Origin of the sequence: Krasilnikovia sp. M28-CT-15, assembly GCF_047159595.1 — a bacterium.
In the GTDB taxonomy this organism is placed as follows: domain Bacteria; phylum Actinomycetota; class Actinomycetes; order Mycobacteriales; family Micromonosporaceae; genus Actinoplanes.
This window is the reverse complement of record NZ_BAAGAK010000001.1, coordinates 1,967,466-1,991,394: the sequence shown is the minus strand read 5'-3', so window position 1 is coordinate 1,991,394 and position 23,929 is coordinate 1,967,466. Positions and strand designations below refer to the sequence as shown.

General features: G+C 73.7%; 22 protein-coding genes. 7 read left to right on the top strand and 15 right to left on the bottom strand.

The window, feature by feature from the left end; genetic code table 11:
• Nucleotides 1-157 precede the first annotated feature (157 nt).
• Together ACMCNO_RS09485 and ACMCNO_RS09480 are read left to right on the top strand one after the other, a co-directional pair.
• On the top strand, nucleotides 158-1,831 hold the full coding sequence (locus ACMCNO_RS09485) for a diguanylate cyclase (protein ID WP_412749030.1): 1,674 nt from the start codon (nucleotides 158-160) through the stop codon (nucleotides 1,829-1,831).
• A gap of 71 nt (nucleotides 1,832-1,902) precedes the next feature.
• Nucleotides 1,903-3,537 (top strand): diguanylate cyclase, encoded by a 1,635-nt coding sequence (locus tag ACMCNO_RS09480; protein ID WP_412749029.1) that lies wholly within the window; start codon nucleotides 1,903-1,905, stop codon nucleotides 3,535-3,537.
• Between the two features lie 4 nt (nucleotides 3,538-3,541).
• Here the strand turns inward: ACMCNO_RS09480 and ACMCNO_RS09475 are convergent, their stop codons facing one another.
• On the bottom strand, nucleotides 3,542-4,072 hold the full coding sequence (locus ACMCNO_RS09475) for a DUF4240 domain-containing protein (protein WP_412749028.1): 531 nt from the start codon (nucleotides 4,070-4,072) through the stop codon (nucleotides 3,542-3,544).
• A gap of 75 nt (nucleotides 4,073-4,147) precedes the next feature.
• On the opposite strand from ACMCNO_RS09475, the gene ACMCNO_RS09470 reads away from it, so the two are divergent.
• Together ACMCNO_RS09470 and rpsT are read left to right on the top strand one after the other, a co-directional pair.
• Nucleotides 4,148-5,113, top strand: coding sequence for a phosphotransferase (locus ACMCNO_RS09470; protein ID WP_412749027.1), 966 nt, complete (start codon nucleotides 4,148-4,150; stop codon nucleotides 5,111-5,113).
• Between the two features lie 149 nt (nucleotides 5,114-5,262).
• A complete protein-coding gene (rpsT, locus tag ACMCNO_RS09465; protein ID WP_130511184.1) occupies nucleotides 5,263-5,529 on the top strand; it encodes a 30S ribosomal protein S20 in 267 nt (88 codons plus the stop codon).
• Nucleotides 5,530-6,013: 484 nt separating this feature from the next.
• On the opposite strand, the gene ACMCNO_RS09460 is transcribed toward rpsT, so the two are convergent.
• From ACMCNO_RS09460 to ACMCNO_RS09445, 4 genes are all read right to left on the bottom strand, one after another.
• On the bottom strand, nucleotides 6,014-6,814 hold the full coding sequence (locus ACMCNO_RS09460; RefSeq protein ID WP_412749026.1) for a hypothetical protein: 801 nt from the start codon (nucleotides 6,812-6,814) through the stop codon (nucleotides 6,014-6,016).
• Nucleotides 6,811-7,797 (bottom strand): DNA polymerase III subunit delta, encoded by a 987-nt coding sequence (gene holA / locus ACMCNO_RS09455; RefSeq protein WP_412749025.1) that lies wholly within the window; start codon nucleotides 7,795-7,797, stop codon nucleotides 6,811-6,813. The genes ACMCNO_RS09460 and holA overlap by 4 nt, the downstream gene beginning before the upstream one ends.
• 379 nt (nucleotides 7,798-8,176) lie before the next feature.
• Nucleotides 8,177-10,759 carry a ComEC/Rec2 family competence protein gene (locus ACMCNO_RS09450; RefSeq protein WP_412749024.1) on the bottom strand — a complete coding sequence of 861 codons (2,583 nt, stop codon included), beginning with the start codon at nucleotides 10,757-10,759 and terminating at the stop codon, nucleotides 8,177-8,179.
• Complete coding sequence (locus tag ACMCNO_RS09445; RefSeq protein ID WP_412749023.1) at nucleotides 10,756-11,577, bottom strand: helix-hairpin-helix domain-containing protein; 822 nt, start codon at nucleotides 11,575-11,577, stop codon at nucleotides 10,756-10,758. The genes ACMCNO_RS09450 and ACMCNO_RS09445 overlap by 4 nt, the downstream gene beginning before the upstream one ends.
• A gap of 258 nt (nucleotides 11,578-11,835) precedes the next feature.
• On the opposite strand from ACMCNO_RS09445, the gene ACMCNO_RS09440 reads away from it, so the two are divergent.
• Together ACMCNO_RS09440 and ACMCNO_RS09435 are read left to right on the top strand one after the other, a co-directional pair.
• Nucleotides 11,836-12,804: a nucleotidyltransferase domain-containing protein gene (locus ACMCNO_RS09440; RefSeq protein ID WP_412749022.1), complete on the top strand. Its 969-nt coding sequence runs from the start codon at nucleotides 11,836-11,838 to the stop codon at nucleotides 12,802-12,804.
• Nucleotides 12,805-12,909: 105 nt separating this feature from the next.
• Nucleotides 12,910-13,746: a putative protein N(5)-glutamine methyltransferase gene (locus tag ACMCNO_RS09435; protein ID WP_412749021.1), complete on the top strand. Its 837-nt coding sequence runs from the start codon at nucleotides 12,910-12,912 to the stop codon at nucleotides 13,744-13,746.
• 62 nt (nucleotides 13,747-13,808) lie between these two features.
• Here the strand turns inward: ACMCNO_RS09435 and ACMCNO_RS09430 are convergent, their stop codons facing one another.
• The 5 genes from ACMCNO_RS09430 to pepN form a co-directional block, all read right to left on the bottom strand.
• Nucleotides 13,809-14,657, bottom strand: a complete 849-nt coding sequence (locus ACMCNO_RS09430; protein ID WP_412749020.1) for a DegV family protein — start codon at nucleotides 14,655-14,657, stop codon at nucleotides 13,809-13,811.
• A gap of 66 nt (nucleotides 14,658-14,723) precedes the next feature.
• The gene (locus ACMCNO_RS09425) at nucleotides 14,724-15,356 is read right to left on the bottom strand and encodes a histidine phosphatase family protein (protein WP_412749019.1); all 633 of its coding nucleotides are present in this window, start codon (nucleotides 15,354-15,356) and stop codon (nucleotides 14,724-14,726) included.
• Nucleotides 15,353-15,751 (bottom strand): ribosome silencing factor, encoded by a 399-nt coding sequence (gene rsfS / locus ACMCNO_RS09420; RefSeq protein ID WP_412749018.1) that lies wholly within the window; start codon nucleotides 15,749-15,751, stop codon nucleotides 15,353-15,355. The genes ACMCNO_RS09425 and rsfS overlap by 4 nt, the downstream gene beginning before the upstream one ends.
• 81 nt (nucleotides 15,752-15,832) lie before the next feature.
• Nucleotides 15,833-16,444: a nicotinate-nucleotide adenylyltransferase gene (gene nadD, locus ACMCNO_RS09415; RefSeq protein ID WP_412749017.1), complete on the bottom strand. Its 612-nt coding sequence runs from the start codon at nucleotides 16,442-16,444 to the stop codon at nucleotides 15,833-15,835.
• Between the two features lie 58 nt (nucleotides 16,445-16,502).
• Entirely contained in the window at nucleotides 16,503-19,010 is a 2,508-nt protein-coding gene (pepN, locus tag ACMCNO_RS09410; RefSeq protein ID WP_412749016.1) for an aminopeptidase N, read from the bottom strand.
• A 387-nt stretch (nucleotides 19,011-19,397) separates the two neighbouring features.
• Here pepN and trpS point away from each other — a divergent pair, with 387 nt between their 5' ends.
• Nucleotides 19,398-20,390, top strand: coding sequence for a tryptophan--tRNA ligase (trpS, locus tag ACMCNO_RS09405; RefSeq protein ID WP_412749015.1), 993 nt, complete (start codon nucleotides 19,398-19,400; stop codon nucleotides 20,388-20,390).
• Between the two features lie 3 nt (nucleotides 20,391-20,393).
• On the opposite strand, the gene ACMCNO_RS09400 is transcribed toward trpS, so the two are convergent.
• The 5 genes from ACMCNO_RS09400 to ACMCNO_RS09380 all read right to left on the bottom strand — a co-directional run bounded on the left by ACMCNO_RS09400 (nucleotide 20,394) and on the right by ACMCNO_RS09380 (nucleotide 23,831).
• Entirely contained in the window at nucleotides 20,394-20,846 is a 453-nt protein-coding gene (locus ACMCNO_RS09400; protein ID WP_412749014.1) for a GNAT family N-acetyltransferase, read from the bottom strand.
• Between the two features lie 57 nt (nucleotides 20,847-20,903).
• Nucleotides 20,904-22,418 (bottom strand): GTPase ObgE, encoded by a 1,515-nt coding sequence (gene obgE, locus ACMCNO_RS09395; protein WP_412749013.1) that lies wholly within the window; start codon nucleotides 22,416-22,418, stop codon nucleotides 20,904-20,906.
• An 84-nt stretch (nucleotides 22,419-22,502) separates the two neighbouring features.
• The gene (rpmA, locus tag ACMCNO_RS09390; RefSeq protein ID WP_130511173.1) at nucleotides 22,503-22,772 is read right to left on the bottom strand and encodes a 50S ribosomal protein L27; all 270 of its coding nucleotides are present in this window, start codon (nucleotides 22,770-22,772) and stop codon (nucleotides 22,503-22,505) included.
• A 9-nt stretch (nucleotides 22,773-22,781) separates the two neighbouring features.
• Nucleotides 22,782-23,096, bottom strand: a complete 315-nt coding sequence (rplU, locus tag ACMCNO_RS09385; RefSeq protein ID WP_412749012.1) for a 50S ribosomal protein L21 — start codon at nucleotides 23,094-23,096, stop codon at nucleotides 22,782-22,784.
• 195 nt (nucleotides 23,097-23,291) lie between these two features.
• On the bottom strand, nucleotides 23,292-23,831 hold the full coding sequence (locus ACMCNO_RS09380; RefSeq protein ID WP_412749011.1) for a hypothetical protein: 540 nt from the start codon (nucleotides 23,829-23,831) through the stop codon (nucleotides 23,292-23,294).
• Nucleotides 23,832-23,929 lie beyond the last annotated feature (98 nt).

The window sequence follows — 23,929 nt, the reverse complement described above, 5'->3', positions numbered from 1 at the left end:
ACGCCTGCGTCGGCGCTCGGTCCACACCCGGGCCCGGGCTCCCTGCGCCCGGCCGCCGTCCAGCGAGCACCCCTGTTCCACCCGGTCAGCAATCCTCGGGTCAGTTCCGCCGGCCCCTGGTCGATCGGTACGACGGGACCGGAGATCGGGGGGCGACATGAACGGCACGCCACAGGCGCACCCGGCCACGGACGTGGCGGCCCCGGCACCCGAGGACGGCACCGGCGCACCGTTCGACCGCGACGCCGCGAACCGGATATTCGACGAATACGAGGACAGCTCCGACTTCGACATGGCCGAGGCCGAGCGGCTCGCGGCCCAGTACGAGGTGACCGCCGCCGCGAACGGCGAGACCGAGCTGCTCTGGCGCGCCCGGCTGCTGCGCGCCGACATGCTGGAATGCCGCGGTGAGCCCGCCGAAGCGGTGCGCATCCTCTCGGACGCCCTGGACTGGGCGAAGATCCACGACTGTCGCCGGGTGCAGGCGCGCGCCCACCGCGTACTGGCCCGGCTGTACAAGATGATGGGCGACCTGGCCGCCACCCTCGATCACACGCTGCAGTGCGTGAGCGCGCTCGACGACACCACCCCGATCTCCAGCCGGATCGGCTGCCTGATCGCGCTGGCCGACGCGTTCGCCATCACCGGGTCGATCCCGGAAGCGCGGGAACGCTACGCGCAGGCCGAGCGGCTGGCCACCGAGCACGGGATCGTGTCCCGGCAGATGGGCGCCCTCAACAACTGGGCCTACACCGAATACGAGGCGGGTGACGGGGACGGCGCCCGGGCGGTGCTCGCGCGGCTGCGCGAGGTCGCGCACGCACACGGCGAGCCGCTCAACTCCAACGTGCTGGACACGGTCGCCCGGGTGGAGACGCTGTGCGGCGACCACACCGCGGCGCTGCGGGCGGCCCACGACGCGCTCGCCACGTTCCGGCGGGAGAACCGCGTGCGGGAGGTGGACGCCGAGACGGACCTGCTGCTCACGCTCGCCCTGGTGCAGCGGCGCGGCGGTGACCTGGCGGCTGCGCTGCGCACCGTCACCGAGGTGCAGGGCATGTGCGAGCGGCTGCCGCTGGTGACCAACGCCGCTCAGGCTCTGTCCGAGCTGGCCGAGATCCACGCCGCCGGTGGCGACTTCGAACGTGCCTACCGCGCCGTACGTGCGTTCAACGCCGCCCAGGAGCAGCTCAGCTCCGCGCAGCACGAGATCCAGGCCCGCAACCGGCAGGTCATGTTCGAGGTCGCCGAGGCCCGCCGCCAGGCCGAATGGTTCCGCGAGCAGGCGCACCGCGACGCACTCACCGGCCTGCACAACCGCCGTTACGTCGACGAGCACCTGCCGCCGCTGCTGCGCCGCGCTGCCGCCGACGGCTCCCGGGTGACGATCGCGCTGCTCGACCTCGACCACTTCAAGCGCGTCAACGACACCCTGTCCCACGAGGCCGGCGACCAGGTGCTGACCGCTGTGGCGGGTCTGCTCGACGCGGTCGAGACCGGCCCCGACGGGTTCACCGCGCGGCTCGGCGGCGAGGAGTTCCTGGTGGTGGTGCGCGGCACGGACGCGGACGGGGCGCTGACCCGGCTGGAGGCGCTGCGCCGCACCATCGCCGGTCACCCCTGGCAGCCGATCACCGGGGACCTGCCGGTCACCACCAGCATCGGTGTCGCCGCGGCCACCGCGGACAGCACCCAGAGCACGCTGCTCGGCGAGGCGGACGCGGCGCTGTACACGGCGAAACGGGACGGCCGGGACCGGATCAGCGTCGCCCAGGCGGTCGCCGGGCCGAAGCGCCGGCGCTGGCGCGACGCGCCCCGCCTGGCGTCGTAGCGCGGCCTCACCTCGTAAGGTCGACCTTGCCCCGGTCGATGGAAAAGTGACCGGACTCGACAGGGGGCGAGATGACAGCAGCGCCGCAGGCGGAACCCATCCTGCCGTTCGACGCCGCCGCGGCTGCCCGGATGCTCGACCGGTTCGAGGACGAGGGCGACTTCGACGTCGCCGAGACCGAGCGCATCGCGGTCGAACTCGAAGGCGCCGCCGAGACGTACGGTGAGACCGAGCTGGTCTGGCGCGCCCGGCTGCTGCGCGCGACCATGCACGAATACCGTGGCGACCTCGCCGCGTCGGCACGGATCCTGTCCGACGTCCTGGCCTGGGCCGACGCGAACGACCGCCGCCGGGTACAGGCCAGCGCCCACCGCGTCCTGGCCCGGCTGCACCGCGCGATGGGTGACATGGGTGCCTCCCTGGATCACAGCCTGCAGTGCGTGAACGCGCAGGACGACACCGTCCCCGTGTCGATCCGGATTGCCTGCGTGATCAAACTCGGCGACGCGTTCGCCCGGACCGGATCCCCCGACGCCGCGCGCGAGCGGTACGAGGAGGCCGACCGGCTCGCGGTCGACACCGGCAACGTGTACAAGCGGATCATGGCCCTCAACAACTACGCGTACGCGGAGTACGAGGAGGGCAACGGAGAGCAGGCCCGGGGCGTGCTCGCGCGGCTCCGCGAGGTCGCGCAGGCGCACGGGGTACCGCTGGGCTTCTCGGTGCTGGACACGGTCGCCCGGGTGGAGACGCTCTGCGGCGACCACGACACCGCGGAGCGGGCCGCGCTGGCCGCGCTCGACGCCCTGCGTAGCGAGGACCTGACCCAGGACGCCGACGCCGAGACGGACCTGCTGCTCACCCTGGCCCTGGTGCAACGCCGCAAAGGCGACCTGGACGCGGCCCTGCGCACGGTCGCCCAGGTGCAGCGGGAGAGCGCGCGGCTGTCGCTGACATACAACGCCGCCCAGGCCCTGTTCGAGCTGTCCGAGATCCACGCCGCCGCCGGGGACTACAAGGAGGCGTACCTCGCGCTGAGCGAATTCAACGCCGCCCAGGAGAGCCTCAGCAGCGCCGAACGTGACGTCCAGGCCCGCAACCGGCAGGTCATGTTCGAGGTCGCCGAAGCGCGCCGCCAGGCCGAATGGTTCCGCGAGCAGGCACTCCGGGACGCCCTCACCGGCCTGCGTAACCGCCGCTACGTCGACGAGAACCTGCCCGCTCTGCTGCACCGCGCCGCCGCCGACGGCTCCCCCGCCACCATCGCGCTGCTCGACCTCGACCACTTCAAGCGCATCAACGACACCCTCTCGCACGAGGCCGGAGATCAGGTGCTCACCGCGGTCGCGGGGCTGCTCGACACGGTCGAGGTCGGCGCCGACGGCTTCGCCGCCCGCCTCGGAGGCGAGGAGTTCCTCCTGGTGATCCGCGGCACCGACCCCAGCCGGGCGGTGACCCGGCTGGAGGACCTGCGCCGGACCATCGCCGAGCACCCGTGGCAGCCGATCACCGGGGAACTGCCGGTCACCATCAGCATCGGCATGTCCACAGCCGGCCCGGACAGCAGCCAGCGCACGCTGCTCGGCGAGGCCGACGAAGCCCTGTACCGGGCCAAGCGGGGTGGCCGGAACCAGATCCAGCTGGCCCCGAACGCCGCAGCCCCGAAGCGCCGTCGCTGGCGGGACGCCGGCGCCCTGGCGTCGTAGCCGCCTATTCGGGCGGCTCCAGGAACAGGGCGGACAGTCGCGGCAGGCGGCGGCGCATCTCGTCCTCGTTGTCGAAGTCCCACAGCTGGTCAGGATCCGGGCGCCCCGGGGGCGGCGACGGGGGCAACCCGGTGCCGGTGGCCCGCTCATACGCCCGCGCCGCGACGACCAGCACCTCCTCCGCCTCGAACACGGCGCCGGTGTCCACGGCGGCACGCACCGCAGGAAGCTCGGCCAGCGAATCCGGTGCGCGGACGGCCTGGGCCACCGCGTCCCTGCCGTGCGCGATCAACCAGCCGCGGAAGTGGTCGAAGCCGTCGTCGGAGCAGCCCCCGTTGATCAGATATGCCGCCGCCCACAGGTCCTCCGTCGCGGAGGCGGCCATCACCTTGTCGAGGTGACGGGCCCAGGCGACGATCTCCTGCGGGTCTCGAGCGGCCAGCTCGGCCACGGCACGCTCGGCCACCTCCGCGGGCCGGCCCGGCCGGTCGGCGGTCGCCCGGCCGATGACCGCCCAGAAGTCGTCCGTTCTCATGCCGGGAATGCTGCCAGCCGGGTGCGACATTGTCGGTCCGTGTGTGCCGGGTCGGGGGACGGCAGGATGGTCCGCATGCGCGCCGTCTCGCTACCTGACGTCCCGTACGGAGCCACCGCGGTCCGCCCGGACTGGTCCGCGCTACCGCCCGCCGTGCGCGACGCGATCAGCGCACGCCTCGGCGGCCCGGTCGCGACCGCGGTCACCGCCCGTGGCGGCTTCACCACCGCGTTCGCGGCCGTGGTCACCACCACGACCGGTGCGCGTGGCTTCGTCAAGGCCGCTGCCACGACCGACCCCACCGCCGACTGGTACGCCCGCGAGGCCGCGATCACGGCCGCCCTGCCGCCCGGCGTACCGGCCGCACGCCCGCGCTGGACCCTCGCCGCGGCCGGCTGGTTCGTGCTCTGCCTCGACCCGGTCGACGGGCACGTGCCGACGCTGCCGTGGGACCCGGCCGACCTGGCAGCGGCGCTGCACGCCTGGTCTGCCGCGGCGGCGGCGTTGCGCGCGCCGGCCGCGGAGCTGACCGCCGTGGGACTGCCACCGCTGGCCGGGATCCTGCACGCGGAGTACTCCTGGTGGCGCGCGATCGCCGCCGGACACGAGGCGATGCCCCCGGTGCCCGCGTGGGTGCCCGCGCGGCTCGGTGAGCTGGCGGCCCTCGAGGCAGCCCTGCCGCCGCTGGCGTCGGGCACCGGCATGGTGCACGGCGACCTGCGGGTCGACAACGTGCTCATCGACCGTACGGGGGCCGCGTGGCTGTGCGACTGGACCTGGCCGTGCCTGGGCGCGCCGTGGTTCGACACCGTGACGTTGCTGGTCAGCGCGTACGCCAGCGGGCTCGACGCGGACGCCCTGCTGGCGCCCTGGGCAGCGCCCCCGGACGGGATCGACGGCGCGCTGGCCGCGCTGGCCGGATACTGGCTGGTCCGGGCGGCCGGCGGACCCAGCAGCGCGTCGCCGCACAGCCGCCAGCATCAGCGGTTCAGCGGTGGTCAGGCGCTGGCCTGGCTGGCGGCACGGCGCGGCTGGGCGTAGGCCGGCCGCGGCGGGCGACCCCGGGCCGTTTTTGCGCCCCGCGGCGGTGCTGGTAACGTGGTTCCTCGCGTGTGGTGACGCGCCGTTGTCGGCTGCTGTGACCACTCGCATGAGACATCATCCGAACCTAGTCAGGACAAGGCTGTCGCGTGGCGAACATCAAGTCCCAGATCAAGCGCAACCGGCAGAACGAGAAGGCCCGGCTGCGCAACAAGTCGGTCAAGTCGTCGCTGAAGACCGTGATCCGCAAGCTGAACGAGGCGAGCGAGGCCGGCAACGCCGAGACGGCGACCGCGCTGCTGCGTGACGCCTCCCGCCAGCTCGACAAGGCCGTCAGCAAGGGCGTCATCCACAAGAACCAGGCGGCGAACCGCAAGTCGGCCATCGCCAAGCGGGTCGCTTCGCTCTCCGCCTGAGGCATCCGGGCCGCCGTCGGCGGCCTGCGTCCCGCCCGGTTGAACACGGCGGGGCAACTCCGGGCACCCCGGGACCGCAAGGTCCGTGGCGGTGCCCGTTGTCGTGTCCGGAGCCCGGACAGCGTCGGTGCGTCGTCAGGCCGGCTCGATCATCTGTCCGGCGCGTTCCGGGCTGCCCTTCGGCGAGGCCGCGGGTGATCGCGCAGCGGGCAGCGAGCCACCGCAACTAACACGACGACCTCGGTGCCCGCCAGCGCCCGGACGATGCCGGGCAGCCCGAACCAGAGGTTCGAGGCACGATCGGGATGAACAGGACGCACTGCGTCACCGAAGGCCGGGACGCCGCACTGACCAGGACGCCGCCACCGGCCTGAACGGAGGCGTCGCCGGCCCCTCCCCTGGCGATCGTCATGCCGAAGCGACGACCCGGGACGGCCGCCTGTCCGGCGCCACTTGAGGGCATGGGCGCCCCGCGTATGGCTGTCTACTCGAAGTGGCGGGCCGCCGCCTGCCGGGTGCGCTGCTCCGCCTCGAGTTGATCGGTCCACAGCCGCGTCGTCGGCGCCTCGTGGGGGGCCCCGGAGAAATGGGGCGCGGCATCGAGTGGGGCGGGGTCGAGCGACGGGGCCGCCTGCATCGCCGCACGTGCGGCATCGACACGCGCCCTCAGATCGACCTCGCTGTAGCTCCCCGTTCCCGGGTCGCCGTAGGTGAACCCGGCCTCCTCGTATCCGGACTCGGCGTGCTCGTACCCGAATCCGGCTTCCGTGCGCGCGGGGTCCTGACCGTCGTACCCGGCCTCGTCCTCGAACCGGTGCCCGGCGTCGCCGTACGTGTGGTCGGGCTCGTCATAGCCGGGGGCGGCCTCGTCGAATGCGCGCATCTCGGCATGCGGTGGCGTCCAGATCAGCGGACCCTCGGCGGGCGGCGGCGCTACCGCCGACCGCAGCGTCGGTCCCGCCCGCAGTTCACCGATGGCGGACTGCCGGCTCCGGGCGGAACGGGCGCCACCGACCGGCTCGAACGCGGTCGCGGTGTCGCTCACCGCGCCCGCGATCAGGTCGTTGAACTTCACCATCGCCGCCACGGCCACGGGCAGCACGAGCACGCCCCACCAGCTGACCAGTTCGGCCAGCGCCAGCAGGATGGCCAGTGCGACCGAGCCCTCGAGGAACAGGAAGCAGAGGAATCCGCTGGGCGCGAGGTGTTTGAGCCGCAGCATGCGGGCGTACAGCGGGGACTGCTGGCGGGCCGGTGCCCGGCGCGAGCGGATCGTGCGGGTCATCGGCCGCCCCCTGACCGGCGGGCCGCCGCAACGGCGACGACGGCCTGCTCCAGGGCGTACCCGCGGTCCTCTGCGCCGCCCTTGACCGCGGCGTTGCAGTCGGCTGCGGCACGCATCGCGTCGACCAGCCCTTCGGGGGTCCAGCCACGGCTGCGCTCCTGCGCCTTCTGGATCTTCCAGGCCGGCATCCCCAGCGTGCTCGCCAGCTGATACGGGTTGCCCCGCCCGGCCGAGGCCACCCGCGCCACGGTCCGGACGCCGTCCGCCAGCGCGTCCGCGATCGGCACCGGATCGACGCCGACGTGCAGGGCCCAGCGCAGCGCCTCCAGTGCCGCGGGCACGTCACCCACCATCGCGGCATCGGCGACCGTGAAGCCGCTGACCTCCGCCCGGCCCCGGTAGTACCGGGCGACCACCGCCTCGGTGATCCGGCCGTCGGTGTCCGCCAGCAGCTGGGAACACGCCGCGGCGATCTCGCGGAGGTCGTTGCCGACCGCGGCCAGCAGCGCGGCGGCGGCGGCCTCGTCGCACCGGCCGCCGTGGCGGCGGAACTCGTCGCGCACGAAGGCGATCCGCTCGCGATCACCCTTGAGTCTGGCGGCGGCCACCACGGTCGCACCGGCGGCGCGCAGGCCGTCCGCGAACGCCTTGCCCTTGGCGGCGCCGAGGTGGGTCACGATCAGCGTGACGTCGGGGTCGGGGTTCTTCGCGTACGCCAGCAGTGCGGTCACGAGGTCCTTGCGGGCGTCCTGTCCACCGCGGACGACCAGCACCCGACGGCCGCCGAACAGCGACGGGCTGAGCATCTCGGCGACCTCGCCCGCGGCGAGTGCGGACGCCTCGTACTCGCGGACGTCCGCGCCCGGGTCGGCGGTGCGGGCCGCGTCGACGGCCGCCGTGACCGCGCGGGCGGCCAGCAGTTCCTCGTCGCCGAGAACGAGCAGGAGTTCGACAGATGGGGCAGGGGCGTTCACGCCCCACATCGTCGCACGCTGGCATCCCGTGCCCGCCCGCCTCACACCCGCGCGCAAGCCGCCGACCACCCGAACGCGAAAGCTGACATATCGGCTGTCGGACATGCGGCGGCAACCGCGCCGACCGCCGAGCAGGCGCGGCGAGACCGCTGCACGATGGACGTGACCTGGCACACAGCCCGCACTGATCGTCTGCCGTCGAACCATGCCGGAGCACGCCGCCGGGCGTGTCGCCCCACAACCGACGCGACAGCCGGACACCCGCACGTCGCGGATCCGCACCGGGAACGCCCCGCGCCGCGATTCCCCACGTACCGTGCCGCTCACCGGCCGTGCCGCTCACCGGCCGTGCCGCTCACCGGCCGTGCCGCTCACCGGGCTGGGCCGCTCACCGGGCTGGGCCGCCGCGGGCTGCCACGGCCAGGCCGGTCGCGCTCGCCACCGCCGCGACGTCGCCGTCGAGATCCGTGCGCATCACCCGGGCGCCCGCGCGAGTCAGCCGGGCCAGCAGCGGCGCGCTCGGATGGCCGTAGTCGTTGTCGGGACCGACGGACACGAGCGCCACGGCCGGATTCACGGCATCCAGGAATCGTGGCTCCTGGTAGGCGCTGCCATGGTGCGCGACTTTGAGTACGTCGGCCTGCAGAGCACCCGGCCCCAGGCGGGCCAGCAGGGCGTCCTGTTCCTCGGTCTCCGCGTCGCCGGGCAGCAGCACCGTGTGCCCCCGCACCCGGGCCAGCAGCACGAGCGAGTTGTTGTTGGGATCCGAGTTCGTCCCGTGCAGGGGCGCCACGGGGCCGAGCACCGTCACCTGCAGGTCGCCCGCGGCGTACGACCAGCCGGGGGTGATCGGCTGCACCGCTGCGTGGGCTGCGGTGGCCGCGCGGGTCACCACGGCCCGCCCACCGGCCGGGTCGGGCCAGTCCGGGGTGACCACCGCCGCCACCGTACGGCCACGCAAGACTCCTGCCACCCCGCCCACATGGTCGGCGTGGAAGTGACTGACCACGAACACCGCCACGTCGCGTACGCCGAGCCGCCGCAGGCACCGGTCGACGGGGGCGGGCTCGGGACCGGCGTCGACCACCACGGCCCGCCCGGGCCCGACCGGCAGTACGACCGCGTCGCCCTGACCGACCGCACACGCCACGACGAGCCAGCCGGTCGGCGGCCAGCCCGCGGCCAGCAGCCGTACGGGCAGGGTGCCCACGACGGCGCCGACCGACACCACGGCGACGAGCCGCCGCACGAGGGGCCTGCGCGCCGCCACCAGCAGCGCGGCCGTTCCCGCGGCCAGCAGCAGGGCACCGGGCACGCCGCCCGGCCACGGCAGGGCTCCGGCCGGGACCCGGGCCCCGAGGGTCGCCACGAGCACGAGCCAGCGTGCGGGCCACTGCCCCGCCCAGGCGGCGAACTCAGCGCCGGACGGCCACACCGGCGAGAGCACCGCCGCGGCGACCCCCAACAGCGTGGCGGGTGCGATCGCGGGCACGACCAGCAGATTCGCGGGCACCGAGACAAGGCTGACCGTGCCGGACAGCCCCGCCACCACCGGTCCGCAGGCGAGCTGCGCCGCTGCGGGTACGGCGAGCGCTTCCGCGGCCCATCGCGGCCAGCGGCGGCGGTGCAGCGCGTCACGCATGGGCGGCGCGAGCAGCAGCAGACCGCCCGTGGCCAGCACCGACAACGCGAACCCGGGGTCACCGGCCAGTTCGGGGTCGACAACGACCAGCACCGCGATCCCCGCGCCGAGCGCCGGCAACGCCGCCCGTGGCCGCCCCGCGGCGAGGCCGAGCAGTCCGATCGCGCCCATCGCGGCGGCCCGTACGACGCTCGGCGAGGGGCGGGCCAGCAGCACGAATCCGGCCAGCGCGACCGCGCACACCACGGCGGTCACCGCCGGCCCGGCCCGCACCCGGCGCAGCCCGAACAGCACCACCCCGAGGACGATCGCGACGTTCGCGCCGCTCACGGCGTTGAGGTGGGTCAGTCCGGTGGTGCGGAAGTCCTCCGCCAGCCCCGGATCGAGCCTGCTGGTGTCACCGACGACCAGCCCGGGCAGGAGCCCACCGGCGGCATCCGGCAGCGGTGCACACGCCCGCTGCAGGCCCGCCCGTAGCGTGCCTGCCTCCCGCTGCGTCCACGGTGGACGTCCGTGCAGGGCGGGCGCCCGCTTGACGGACAGGACGGCCGCGCGCAGATCACCGCCTCGCGGCGCCAACAGCCGCCCGCTCACCGTGGCGTGCTGGCCGGGAAGCAGCCCCCGCCACCCCGGGTCGGTCGCCAGAACCAGCGCGCGGACGTCGAGCCGCACCACGATCACCGGGTCGTGGGCGCGCACCCCGGTGAGATCGACGGCGACCAGGAACGTGGTCGGTCTGCCGGGAGTACCGGCGAGCGCCCGTGGATCGTCGGTGACCACGAGGTCGGCCTCGACCGTCGCGCCCTTGGCGACCAGCGCGGCCAGCGGGCCGGCGTCGCGCACGGCAACCCGGACGGCGGTGGCGCACGCACCGCATGCGGCGCCGAGGAGGGCGGCCACGACGATCCAGCGGGCGGCAGGCACTCGCCGCAACGCTGGGCCGAACGGCCCACTCCGGCCCCGCCGCGCCCCAGACCACCTGGCCGGCGACCGCCGCTGCCGCGACGGCCCGGGCGGCACCGTCCTGCCCTGGGCTGAGCCGACCGGACGGTCGCGCTCTCCTGCGGCCGAGCCGACCGGACGGCCGTGCCTTCCCCGGGCCAAGCCGACCGGACGGCCGCGCAGCAGGCGGGACCGCACGGCACAGCACCGCGCGGGGTCGAGGACGGCAACGACCAAAGCAGCGATCAGGGCGGCCGCGGCCTGGAGCGCCCCGGCGGTGGCTGACGAGTGCAGGGCCGTCAAGGCGGCCAGCCACGCCGACACCGCGAAACCGGCGAGCCGCAGATCCGGCGGGCGCGGTGGGTCCGTAGACGGTTCGGTGCTCACACCGTCACCAGGTCCTTGAGCTGCTCATATCGGGATTCGCCGATGCCGTCGACCTGGCGCAGGTCACCGACGGCCGCGAACCCGCCCCTGGCCTGCCGGGCGTCGAGGATCCGCTGCGCCAGGACCGGCCCGACGCCGGGCAGCGAGTCGAGCTCCGCCAGGGTCGCCGTGTTCAGATTGATCGGCCCGGGTGGCGCTGCGGCAGCGGCGGGGCCGGTCGGTGCCGCCGCACCGGGAGGTGGCGCGGCGACGCCGACCATGATCAGCTCGCCGTCCACAACCTTGCGGGCGAGATTCAGCGGAGCCACGTCCACGCCCGGTTCGGCCCCTCCCGCGGCCTGCAGGGCGTCTGCGACGCGCGCACCGGGTGACAGGCGGACGAGGCCGGGCTTGCGGACCTTGCCGCCGACCGCGACGACGATCTCCGCACCGGCGGAGTGTCCGGCGGACGCGGCGGCCGGGGCCGGCGCGCCGTCGGCTCGGCCGGACCCGGCCGCACCGGGGTCGCCCCGGCCGGGCGCGCCCACCGCGGCCGGGACGGGCTCCACGCGCGGGCGGGCCCGCCAGGCGACCACGCCGGCGACGAGCACCGCGACCGCCGCGGCGGCGGCGAGCGCCCGCACACCGAGCCGTCCCGGATCGAACGCGGCCAGCGCGGCAGACCCGCGGGCGCGGGAGCTGAAGGCACCGTCACCCGCGTGGTGGGCCGCCTCGGCTGCGCGAGGTTCGATGCCGGTGGGTGTCCGGTCCTCCGTCGCCACCGGGAACGGCAGATCCGCCGGATAACCGTCAGCCGCCGGGAACCGATGATCCAGCACCGCACCATCCAGGCCCGGCGAAGGCAGACGTGCGGGATCGGACGGGTCCGGCGAAGGCAGGCGGGCCGGATGGGACGGGGCCGGGATACCGCCGGGCAGGACCGTCCGCAGTCTGGCTCGTACCGCGTCGCCGGGGTCGGAGGTGTCTCGCACACCCGAGACCGTAGGGCCACCCGGGCGCGCCGGGCGTCCGAGCCTGTGGACGACGGCCCACTGTGGAAAACTCGGCCGCATCGCACCGAAGGGACCCGCCGGCCGATGAAGCCCACCGCTCGCTGGCGGCAACTGCTCGACCAGCGACTTCAGGAGGCCGTCACCGTTCTCGGCCGGATCGACGGTGTCCAGGGTTTCATCGTCGGCGGCAGCGTCGGCCGCGGCGAACCGTGGCCCATGTCTGACATCGACCTGCTCCCGATCTACCGCGGCTCCACAGATCCCGCCTCCGAGGTCGATCAGCGCCGCGCGGAACTCGTCGACTGGTGGGCCGCGTCGGGCCGGGCCCAGACCCTCGATCTCGGCTGGCTCGCGTTCACCGCCGCCGAGATCCGCGAGGCGATGGCGGCCGGCCCGGAGCAGGCCGCCGCGCGCATGGCCGACCGGCGCTGGTTCCACGGCCTGGACAAGGCGTACGGTGGCCACGCCGCCGACCCGGACGACGAGGTGGGGAACAGGTTCGCCGCCTGGATCAACGGCGTACGGTTCCATCCCGCGGTCGTCACCGCGCGCATCGACGCCTGGTGGCAGCAGGCGACCGGCGCGCTGGCCGAAGCGGCCCGAATCCGACCCGGCGACCCGGTGGCGGCCACCTATCAGCTGCGAGAGTCCGCCCGTGCCCTGAGGCTGGTCCTGATCGAGCGGTGGGGTGAACGTCTAGGTTCCATGGGACGGGAGTGGACCCGCTTCGAACGCCTCGCGGACCGGCACGGCCATGCCGGGCTGGCTGCCCGGATCGCTGTCCTGGCGGGCGCCGACACGAGCACCGCGGCGCCACGCGCCCGCCTCGCCCCGCCGTGGCTGCAGGAACGGATAGAGCTGTGCTACGGCGCCCGCACCGCGATCGGCGAGGAGGTCAGCCCGGACGAGAATGCGCGGGATCAGCTGGCAGCCTTCACCGTCCATGTCGTACGCCACCGGCCTGATCTGCACGGGCCCTGGACCGGGAGCCCGGATCCCCACCTCGACACTCACCTCGCCGACCTCCGCGACCTGATCACCCAGCTCGGCTGAGCCGGTGTCGAGCGGATCTGAGGGACGACCCACCCAGGAAGACGCCCACGGGTGGGCCGGGGGCGGCAGGCACCGGTCAGTGCGGACGTGTGCTAGGCAGGGTTCGTGACTTCGGGGATCCCCGCGTCGGTGCTGGCCGACGCTGTCGGCACACTGCGCGCGGCGGGCTGCGTGTTCGCCGAGGACGAGGCCGCCGTGCTGGGCGCCGCGGCGGACGACGTGACGGCCCTGGGGACCCTGGTACGGCGACGGGCCGCCGGGGAGCCGCTCGAACAGGTGGTGGGCTTCGCCGACTTCTGCGGGATACGAATCCGGCTACGGCCGAACGTCTTCGTGCCGCGGGTGCGCAGTGCGCTCATGGTCCGCCTGGCCGCCGAGGAAGCCGCCCGGGCAAGCCTGCCCGGGCACTCCCTCTCGCACCGCGCCGGGGGCGCGCAGGGGACCCCGGTGGTCGTGGATCTGTGCTGCGGCTCCGGCGCGCTCGGACTTGCGGTGCGGCATCGCGTGCCCGGCGCGGACCTCTACGCTGCCGACGTCGACCCGGTCGCGGTGGCCTGCGCTCGGGACAACTTCGGCGCCGACGGCCCGCGCGTCTTCGCGGGTCACCTGTTCGACGCCCTGCCCGCGGGGCTTCGCGGCCGGATCGATGTGCTGATCGCCAACGTCCCGTACGTGGCGACCCGGCACCTGCCGCTGCTTCCGGCGGAGGCACGGCTGTACGAGCCGCCCACCGCCCTGGACGGCGGCGCCGACGGGCTCGACGTGTTCCGCTCGGTGGTGGCCGAGGCGCCCGCGTGGCTCGCCCCGGGCGGCGTCCTGTTCTCCGAGATCACCGGCGCCCAGAGCGAGGCGGCGACCGCCGCGCTTCGCGCAGCGGGCCTGCGCCCGGCCGTGCACCACGACCCGGACCTGGAGGCCACCGCGATCCAAGGCCGCCGTTGAGAGGTAGGGCCGCCGTTGTGACGTAAGGCCGCCCGGCAGGACCGGCCGACAACTGGGCTGCGTCACGGTCGGCGGTGTACGACCACCCCGGCCACGCCCGGCCCCACATGGGCCGCGACCACCGCCCCGATCTCCGTCACGTAGCAGTCCTGCAGCCGGTCGCCCAGGCGCACCGACACCGCGTCGGCCAGGGCGGTCGCCCGGTCCGGCGCACCGAGGTGGTGCACCGCGATGTCCACCTCACCGGCGCCGGAGGCATCCACCGCCAGGTCGACGAGCCGCGCCAGCGCCCGCCCGGCCGTACGGACCTTGTCGCGCACCACGATCGACCCGTCCACGACGTGCAGGATCGGCTTCACCGACAGGGCCGTGCCCAGCAGCGCGGACGCCGCGCCGATCCGGCCGCCCCGGCGCAGGAATTCGAGCGTGTCGACGTAGAACAGGATGGTGACGTGGTCGGCGTGCGTGACCGCGGCCTGCCGTACCTCGGTCAGGGTTCTGCCGCGACCGGCCTCGGCCGCGGCGGCCAGCGCCGCGAAGCCCAGCCCCATGCCGGTCGTGCCGCTGTCCACGACCTCGACCTGCGGGCCGATCTCGGCGGCGGCCAGGCAGGCGGCGTCGTACGTGCCGGACAGCTTGGCGGACAGGTGCACGGAGACGATGCCGTCGGCGCCCGCGTCGAGCAGCGCCCGGTACGTGGCGAGGAACTGATCCGGCGCGGGGCGGGAGGTGCTGACCGCGACACGACGGGCCCCGAGCGCCCGGGCCACGTCGTCCGGCGAGATCTCCAGCCCTTCGCGCCCCGCCTGCCCGTTCACCACGACGGTGAGGGGGACGACGGTGAGGTCGTACCTGCCGTTCAGCTCCGCGGGCAGGTACGCCGTGGAGTCGGTCACGACCGCGACGGGCATGCGGGCACGGTAGCCGATCGGCCACCCGTTCGTGCGGTACCGGCGTGTCGCGGCAGGTGACCGGGCTCAGACCGCCGGCGGGACCGGCCGCTGGGTGAACGGGCCGACGTTGTACGCCCCGATCTGCCAGCCGCACCTGCCGTCGTGGGTCAGCTCCACCCAGTGGCAGTTCTGCAGCGCCCGCAGGGTGCGCAGTTGCTCGACGGGCCAGCCGACGAGGTGCCCGATGCCCTGCCGGGCGGCGGCACCGTGCGTGGTGACCACCACCGTGGCGCCGTGCGGCACCGTCTCGGCGGCCGCCTGCAGCCCGTCGGCGACGCGCTTGCCGAGGTCGTCGAGGGTTTCGATGTCGTCGCCGATGACGGCCTCACCGGCGGTCCAGCGGGCGTGCTCCACCGGCCGGGCCTGCGCCACCTCGGCCATGGTGAGGCCCTGCCAGGGACCGAAGTAGCGTTCGCGCAGCCGGGGGTCGTAGTCCACGGCGAGACCGGTCAGGGCCGCGAGCGCGGCGGCGGTGTCGGCGGCGCGGCGCAGGTCGCTGGAGACGATGGCGGCGGGCTTCAGGCGGGCCAGCAGCTCCGCCGCGTCCACCGCCTGACGGCGGCCGAGGTCGTTGAGCGGCACGTCGGTCTGGCCCTGGACGCGGTGCTCAGCGTTCCAGTCGGTGTTGCCGTGCCGCCAGACGATGAGGCGGGTCACGCCGCGCCGGACGTGTCGGCCTGCACCATGTCCCGGTCGACGAACGGGATCGTCGGGCAGTCCTTCCACAGCCGGTCGAGCGAGTAGAACTCGCGTTCCTCGGCGTGCTGGATGTGGATCACGATGTCGACGTAGTCCAGCAGCACCCAGCGGCCCTGCCGCTCGCCCTCCCGGCGGACCGGCTTGGCCTTCTCCGGCAGGTTGAGCAGTGCCTCTTCGACGGCGTCGACGATCGCGATCACCTGCCGTTCATTCGAGGCCGACGCGATGACGAAGGCATCGGTGATGTACAGCTGGTCGGCGACATCGATGAGGACGATGTCCTGCGCCTTCTTGTCGGCGGCGGCCTGCGCGGCGGCCAGGGCCAACTCACGAGCGCGGTCGGTGACGGGCAAGAGGCTCCCTTTCGTCAGACCTTTACGGCCCGGTAACGCCTGATGGGGAACACCGTCCAGCATTCCCGGGATACAAGCCTCTCACACCCGTCCGACATCGCCAGCCGGGCGATACAGCCGTCGTTTGGCGATGTACTGCACGACACCGTCGGGCACGAGATACCAGACCGGCTTGCCCGTTTCGACCCTTTCCCGGCAGTCGCTCGACGAGATCGCCATCGCGGGCACCTCCACCAGGGTCACCGAGTCCGCGGGCAGGTGCGCGTCGGACAGCTCGAAGCCCGGCCGGGTCACCCCGATGAAGTGCGCCAGGGAGAGCATCTCCAGCGCGTCCTTCCATGACAGGATGCGGGCCAGCGCGTCCGCCCCGGTGATGAAGAACAGCTCCGTCTCGGGGCCGTACACCGCGGCCAGCTCACGCAGGGTATCGACCGTGTACGTGGGCCCGGAGCGGTCGATGTCGGCCCGGCTCACATGGAACCGCGGGTTGGACGCGGTCGCGATGACCGTCATCAGGTACCGGTCTTCCACGTCGCTGACCGCCCCACCCTTCTGGTACGGCTGCCCGGTGGGCACGAAGACGACCTCTTCCAGGTCGAAGAGGTCGGCCACCTCGCTCGCCGCCACCAGATGCCCGTGATGGATCGGGTCGAACGTCCCACCCATGATCCCGACCCGCCGCCTGTTGGACATCCGGGCATGGTAGATCAACCGTGGCTGGCGCCGCCCACGGTCTGCCCGATCGGCCGGATCACTGCCGGGCGGCCAGCGCCCGCCGGACGTCGTCGTCGCAGTCCACGACCGCCCGGCGCAGCAGGGCCGGCAGGTCGGCGTCGGCCAGCAGCTCGGCGGCGAGCTGCCGGGTCCGCGGTTCGACCACCAGCAGGGGGTACGCCGTGATCGCCACCCGCTCGGCCACCTGGCTGGGCCGGACCTTGGCCATCTCCGGCATCTCGGCGAAGTACCGCTGCACGTAGCCCTCGGTCAGGTGCAGGTGCTCCGGCTGCCAGAACCCCGCCGCGGCCGACTCGACCAGCCGGTTCGACATCGAGGTGTCGCCGATCAGGGTGGCCCACGCCCGCGCCTTGGCATCCGGGTCCGGCCGGGCGGCGTGGCAGCGCGCCGCCCACTGCTCCCCCGTCGCGCTGCGGTCGCCCGCCAGCTCGGCCTCGATGTCGTCCGGACCCGCGTCGCCCAGCACGGCCTGCCGGTAGCGGATCAGCCAGCGCAGGTCGGCGTCCACGGCCAGGCCGGTGGGGACGCCGTCACCGGCCAGCCAGCCCCGCAGCAGGGCCGCGTCGGAGGTGGCGCCGATCAGGCCGCGGGCGGCGGCCAGCTGCCCCGAACTGCCCGCCGCGGACGTACCGAGCAGCCGCTCACACGCGCTGCTCAGCAACTCCAGAGCCGCGGGCCGGGCCTCGGGGACCGCGTAGCGGTCCACGAGGTTGCGCGTCGTGCGCAGCACATGCTCGACGATGACCACCTCGGTCTCCACCGGCAGGGCGGCGAGCACGAGCGAGACCAGGTCGGCGACCGGGCGCTCGGCGTCGACCACGGCGTCGAGGACCGCCGCCCACAACACCGCGCGGACCAGCGGGTCGCGCAGCGCGGGCAGCACCTGCGGCATCGCGGCGGCGGAGGCGGCATCCAGGCGGATCTTCGCGTACGTGAGGTCGCCGTCGTTGAGCAGCAGCAGGTCCGGCGCCACCGCGCCGGTCAGCTCCGGCACCGGGGTCTGTCCGCCGTCGGCGGCCGGGTCCAGGTCGAGTTCGATGCGATCGCGCCGCACCGCTCCCTCGGCGCCCAGGTCGTACAGGCCCAGGCCGAGCCGGTGCGGCCGCAGCGTCGGGTGGTCCTCGGGGGCGGTCTGCACGATGGTGACCGCGGTGTACCGGCCGTCGGAGTCGCGGGCCGCCTCGGCGCGCAGTGTGTTGACCTGAGCCCGGCGCAGCCACACGTCGGACCACGCGGACAGGTCCCGCCCGCTGGCCTCGGACAGCGCGGCCAGCAGGTCGGCGAGGGTGGCGTTGCCGTACGCATGCGCGGCGAAGTGCGCGTTGAGCCCGGCCAGGAACGGCTTCTCCCCCACCCAGGCGACGAGCTGCTTGAGCACCGCGGCGCCCTTGGCGTACGAGATGCCGTCGAAGTTCAGCAGCGCCATGGCGGTGTCGGCCACCTCGTCGGGCGCCACGGGGTGGGTGGAAGGGCGCTGGTCGGCGCGCAGGCCCCACGCCTTGTCACCCATCGCGAAGCTGGTCCAGGTCCCGCCGAACCGGGTCGCCTCGCCCGCGATCCGTACCCCGAGGTAGTCCGCGAACGACTCGTTGAGCCACAGGTCGTCCCACCACGCCATGGTCACCAGGTCGCCGAACCACATGTGCGCCATCTCGTGCGCGATCACGATCGCCCGCTGCTCGCGCTGGCTCTCGGTGACCGCGGAACGGAACACGAACTCGTCACGGAAGGTGACCAGCCCGGGGTTCTCCATCGCCCCTGCGTTGAACTCGGGCACGAACGCCTGCTGGTAGTGACCGTACGGGTAGCGCACGTCGAACAGCTCGTGGTACCGGTCCAGGCACTGCCGGGTGATCGTGAACATCTCGTCGGCGTCCGCGTCGAGGAACTCGGCCAGCGAACGGCGACAGTACAGGGCCAGCGGGATGCCGTCGTGCTCCGCGGTACGCGCGTGGTACGGCCCGGCGATCAGGCTGACCAGGTACGTGGACATGGGCGGGGTGGGTGCGAACTCGTGGCGCCCGCCCGAGGGCGTTCCGGCGGGCATGCCGTTCGCGGCGACCAGCCAGTTCTCGGGGGCGGTGACGCTGAGCCGGACCGGCGCCTTCAGGTCGGGCTGGTCGAAGCAGGGGAAGATCCGCCGGGCGGCGTCCAGAAAGGACTGGGCGTACAGGTAGACGTTGCCGTCGGCGGGGTCGACGAAGCGGTGCAGGCCCTCTCCGGTGTTGGAGTACGCCATGTCGGCCTCGACGGTCAGCTCGTTGTCGGCCGCGAGCCCGCTGAGGGCGAGCCGGTGCTCCACCAGGGCGTCGCCGGGCAGCGTCGCGCCGTTGAGCCGCGCGGCCCCGAGGGTGGCGGGCTCGACCTCGATGAATGTCGCGGCGCCCGGCTCGGCGGTGAACCGGACGGTGGTCCGGGACCGGAACGTGTCGGGACCACCGGTGAGATCGAGATCGATCTCGTATCCCGTCACGGTGATCGCGGCGGCCCGGGTGACGGCCTCGGCGCGGGTCAGGATCGGCATGCCGACCATCATGCCGGTCCGGGCCCCGGCCCCGCGACGGCACGCCCCGGCGATCCATTTCACTCCGCCGAGACCCCGATCAATTCCTCCCGGCCGACCGCGCCCGGCGATCGGCGCCGCCCGCACAGCGGCGGGCCCGGCGAGTCGGTGCCTCCACGCCGTGGCGGGACTCGCGGAGGCAGAAAACAGGGGCGGCGCCGGGACGGGACTGGGCTACCCTCGTGCCATGCGCGTGCACACCCTCAACTGGTGGCCGTCCTGACGGGCGGCCCGACCCCACGCGTATGACCTCATCCGCGGCCGCCTCACGCAGGCGGCCGCGTTTGCATGTGCAGGCGGCGTCCGGCGCGTGCGGCGGCTTCCCGTACCTCAAAAAAGGAGCCTGCCATGACCCCCACCGCAACCCTCACCAGCAGCAAGACCCGCCTCAGTGGTTTCCAGCCCACCGGCCATCTCCACCTGGGCAATCTGCTCGGCGCGCTGCGGCCGCTGGCCGCGGCGCAGCACGACCACGACTCGATCGCGCTCATCGCGGACCTGCACGCGCTCACCGTCGAGCACGACCCGCAGACGGTACGCGCACTCACGCTCGAACAGGCGACCGTCATGCTGGCCGTCGGCGTGGATCCGGCGCGCACCGCGATCGTGGTGCAGTCCCAGGTGCCCGAGCACACCGAGCTGCACTACCTGCTGGAATGCGCCACGAACCACGGCGAGGCGGCCCGGATGATCCAGTTCAAGGAGAAGTCCGCGGGTGGCGGTCCGGTCCGGCTCAGCCTGCTCACCTACCCGGTGCTGATGGCCGCCGACATCCTGCTGCACGACGTGCGCGAGGTGCCGGTCGGCGACGACCAGCGCCAGCACCTGGAGCTGGCGCGGACCGTGGCGACCCGGTTCAACGCCCGGTACGGCGAGACGTTCGTGGTGCCCGAGGCGGTCCGGCCACCGGCCGCGGCGCGGATCATGGACCTGGCCGATCCGACGGCCAAGATGGGCAAGAGCGGGACCGTGGGCGCCGGCCGCATCGGGTTGCTCGACCCGCCGGAGGTGGTACGCCGCACCATCGCCCGGGCGGTAACCGACACCGTGGGGGTGGTGCGGCACGACCCGGCCGCCCAGCCCGGGGTGACGAACCTGCTGGAGATCCTCGCCGCGTGCACCGGGGCCGCACCCGGCCCGCTGGCCTCGTACGCCGCCCTCAAGCGCGAGGTGACCGACGCGGTGGAGGCGGCGCTGGCGCCGATCCGCGCGCGGCATGCCGAGCTGGTGGCCGACCCCGGGTATGTCAACGCCGTGCTGGCCGACGGCGCGGCCCGGGTCCGGGAGACCGCGCGGGCCACCATCCGCCGTGCCCGCGAGGCGATCGGATTGCTGGGCTGAGCGCTACCGCACCGAGACGGCCAGACGCTTCTCCAGGCACACGCTGAACGGGTTGCCGACGTACTCGCCGTACGGCGGGATCTCGGTGTAGCCGCACGCGCGGTACAGCGCGATCGCCGCGGGCAGGTACGTGCCGGTCTCCAGCCGCAGCGTCGGGCGGCCCGTGGCGAGGGCCTCCTCCTCCAGCGCGACCACCAGCTGCCGGGCGATCCCGCGTCCCCGGTACGCCGGGCGCACGTACATCCGCTTCAGCTCGGCGGCGCCCGGCTCCAGCGGCTGCCACGCGCCGCACGCCACGGCCCGGCCGTCCACCACCGCGACCAGGTACGCGGCGGTGTCGTGCAGAAGGTAGACGACGCCGTCGGCGCCGCCGTGTGCCTCGGCCAGTTCGCGCTGCTGGGCCAGGAGCAGGGTGCCGAGCTCGGCGTCGGTGGCGGGGCGGGACTCGATCAACACCCCGGTCACGTTAGCGGCCCTGTGTTGCGCCGGGGTTGCCGTGACCTGGCCGCGGCGCTATTCGTCCGTGTCGTCCAGATCATCCGGGGTGCCGTCGTCGTCGATGAGCACCGGGCGTGGCGCGTTCGCGACCGTGGAGATGGTGCCGTCCGCGGACATGTGCAGCAGTTCGTCGTCGGTGCGCTGCCGGCGTGCCTTGCGGGCGGCCAGCCGCTGCGCCGCCGTGGCCCGGCCGCTCGGCTCGGTCAGGCGCTGGTCCGTGCCGCGCGGGCCGGTCACGTACGCGCTGGCGGTCGGCTGCCAGTCGAACTCGCGGTCGCCGATGCGCACCGGGTCGCCCGGCTTTGCGCCCGCCTTGGCCAGCGCCGCCTCGACCCCGAGGCGCTCCAGCCGGTCGGCCAGGTAGCCGACCGCCTCCTCGTTGTCGAAGTTGGTCTGCCGGATCCAGCGCTCCACCTTGGCGCCCCGGACCACGTACGTCCCGTCGGGGTCCGGCTCGATCGTGAAGCCGGCGTCGTCGACCGCGCGGGGGCGCAGCACCGTACGGGTCGGCTCGGGGGTCGGGGTGGCCGCCCGGTGCGCGGCGACCGCCTCGGCCAGGGCGTACGTGAGCTCCTTGAGCCCTTCCCGGGTGACCGCGCTGACCTCGTACACCGGCAGGCCGCGCGCCTGCAGGTCGGCGCGCACCAGGTCGGCCAGGTCCCGGCCGTCCGGGATGTCGATCTTGTTGAGGACGACGATCCGGGGCCGGTCCTCCAGCCCGCCGTACGCGGTCAGCTCCGCCTCGATCGCGTCCAGGTCGGCCAGCGGGTCCCGCTCGATCTCCGGCGCCGCCGAGTCCAGCACGTGTACGAGCACCGCGGTGCGCTCGATGTGCCGCAGGAACTCCAGGCCCAGGCCCTTGCCGGTGGCCGCGCCCGGGATCAGGCCGGGCACGTCCGCGATCGTGAAGGTGTGCTCACCGGCCTGCACGACCCCGAGGTTCGGCACGAGCGTGGTGAACGGATAGTCGGCGATCTTGGGGCGGGCCGCGGAGAGCACCGAGATCAGCGACGACTTGCCCGCCGACGGGAAGCCCACCAGGCCCACGTCCGCGACGCTCTTGAGCTCCAGCACCACGTCGAGGTGGTCGCCGGGCTCACCCAGTTCGGCGAAGCCGGGCACCTTGCGCCGGGCGTTGGCCAGCGACGCGTTGCCGCGCCCGCCGCGCCCGCCGCGGGCCACCTCGTACTCGGTTCCGGCGCCGACCAGGTCGGCCAGCACCGTACCGTCCGTGGTCTGCACCACCGTGCCGTCCGGCACGGGCAGCACCAGGTCCTTGCCGTTGGCACCGTCGCGGTTGCTGCCCGCGCCCCCTGCGCCGTTGGCGGCCTTGACGTGCGGGCGGAAGTGGAAGTCCAGCAGGGTGTGCTGCTGCGGGTCCACGACCAGGGTGACGCTGCCGCCGTGCCCACCGCTGCCGCCGTCCGGGCCGCCCAGCGGCTTGAACTTCTCCCGGTGCACGGAGACGCAGCCGTGCCCGCCGTCACCCGCCTGCAGGTGCAGCACGACCCGGTCGACGAACGTGGTCACTGGCTGTCTCCAACTTCCTTGTGGTCCCGTGAACGCAACGACGGGCCGGGGACGAGAAGTCCCACGGCCCGTCGTGATGCGTGACTACTGCTGCACCGGCTCCGCGAGCGGGACGATGCTGACGGTCTTACGGCCGCGCTTCGTGCCGAACAGCACGTTGCCGTTCGCGAGCGCGAACAGCGTGTCGTCGCTGCCGCGGCCGACGAGCTCGCCCGGGTGGAACTTCGTGCCGCGCTGGCGGATCAGGATCTCGCCGGCGTTGACCAGCTGGCCGCCGAACCGCTTGACACCGAGCCGCTGGGCGGCGGAGTCACGGCCGTTCCGCGAGCTGGAAGCACCCTTTTTATGAGCCATGGCTGCGCCCTACTTCCCGGTCGAGATGCCGGTCACCTTGACGCGGGTCAGCGGCTGACGGTGCCCCTGGCGCTTGTGGTATCCGGTCTTGTTCTTGAACTTGTGGATCCGGATCTTCGGACCCTTGGTGTGCTCGGCGATCTCGCCGGACACCGCCACGCTGGCAAGCTTGGCCGCTTCGGTCACCAGGTCGTCACCGTCGACGAGGAGCACCGCGGCGAGCGTCACCGCGTCGCCGGGCTCACCCGCGAGCTTCTCGACCTCGATCACGTCGCCCTCGGCGACCTTGTACTGCTTGCCGCCGGTCTTGACGATCGCGTACATCGGACGCGGACTCCCTGAGACTTACGCAGCAGGTCGCTGCTGGCGGATGGAACTGAGGGGTTCCCGGTGTCGTGGCCCCAGCCGCGTAACCCGGTCGGTGCCTACACAGTCGGAGCCCACAGGAACGAGGCGCATTCAAAATGCGCCGTCAGAAAGACTACTTCATGCGCGGCCCGGCACCCAAACCGGGTCCGCTCAACCCTTTCCGCAGGCGGTGTCGAGGGTGGCCCGCAGCGCGGCGAGCCGGGTGGCGTCGAGCTTGCGCACGTCACCCTTGAGCGCGCCGACCTGCTTGCTCATGGTCGTCAGTGCCTTCTTGAGGGCCGGCTCGGAGGCGAGCTTACCCATGTCCGCCAGCGCGTGCGCGTAGTTCTGCACGTCCCTGGTCGTCTTGGCCCTGGCCTGCGACACCGCCGCGCCGTCCTGCGCGGTTTCGACGTCGATGAGCAGTTTCAGGTCCTGCGCGAAGGTGACTCCCGCGTGCGCTCCGGTCGTGCTGGCCTGGTCGCAGATGGCCGCGGAGTTGCCCTTGAGCGCGACGTCGCCCGCCGGCGCGGCCGTGCCCGACGCCGCACCGGCCGCGGGGGGTGCACCACCCGGAGCGGTACTCGGGGCGGCCGGGGCGACCGCGGGCGTCGCGGCGGGCTGGGCGACGGGGTCCGGGCCGGCCGAGCAGCCGGCGCCCAGCAGGACGAGAGCACCGCTCACGGCGGTCAGGCGGCAGAGGCGTCGCACGGTTCGTACTCCTCGGGGGGCGGGTGCGGCGAGGGTACCCGACATCGACCACCGGGTATGCCCGGGGGCGGCCGCCCCCGGGCATCCGATCAAGCGCT

What these genes read in the sequence shown, in the direction of transcription:
- ACMCNO_RS09440 (WP_412749022.1), top strand. Translation starts at nt 11,836, where the DNA reads ATGAAGCCCACCGCTCGCTGGCGGCAACTGCTCGACCAGCGACTTCAG.
- nadD (WP_412749017.1), bottom strand. Translation starts at nt 16,444, where the DNA reads ATGTCCAACAGGCGGCGGGTCGGGATCATGGGTGGGACGTTCGACCCG.
- ACMCNO_RS09480 (WP_412749029.1), top strand. Translation starts at nt 1,903, where the DNA reads ATGACAGCAGCGCCGCAGGCGGAACCCATCCTGCCGTTCGACGCCGCC.
- ACMCNO_RS09485 (WP_412749030.1), top strand. Translation starts at nt 158, where the DNA reads ATGAACGGCACGCCACAGGCGCACCCGGCCACGGACGTGGCGGCCCCG.
- pepN (WP_412749016.1), bottom strand. Translation starts at nt 19,010, where the DNA reads ATGCCGATCCTGACCCGCGCCGAGGCCGTCACCCGGGCCGCCGCGATC.
- trpS (WP_412749015.1), top strand. Translation starts at nt 19,398, where the DNA reads ATGACCCCCACCGCAACCCTCACCAGCAGCAAGACCCGCCTCAGTGGT.
- ACMCNO_RS09460 (WP_412749026.1), bottom strand. Translation starts at nt 6,814, where the DNA reads ATGACCCGCACGATCCGCTCGCGCCGGGCACCGGCCCGCCAGCAGTCC.
- ACMCNO_RS09475 (WP_412749028.1), bottom strand. Translation starts at nt 4,072, where the DNA reads ATGAGAACGGACGACTTCTGGGCGGTCATCGGCCGGGCGACCGCCGAC.
- ACMCNO_RS09430 (WP_412749020.1), bottom strand. Translation starts at nt 14,657, where the DNA reads ATGCCCGTCGCGGTCGTGACCGACTCCACGGCGTACCTGCCCGCGGAG.
- ACMCNO_RS09470 (WP_412749027.1), top strand. Translation starts at nt 4,148, where the DNA reads ATGCGCGCCGTCTCGCTACCTGACGTCCCGTACGGAGCCACCGCGGTC.
- rplU (WP_412749012.1), bottom strand. Translation starts at nt 23,096, where the DNA reads ATGTACGCGATCGTCAAGACCGGCGGCAAGCAGTACAAGGTCGCCGAG.
- rpmA (WP_130511173.1), bottom strand. Translation starts at nt 22,772, where the DNA reads ATGGCTCATAAAAAGGGTGCTTCCAGCTCGCGGAACGGCCGTGACTCC.
- holA (WP_412749025.1), bottom strand. Translation starts at nt 7,797, where the DNA reads ATGTGGGGCGTGAACGCCCCTGCCCCATCTGTCGAACTCCTGCTCGTT.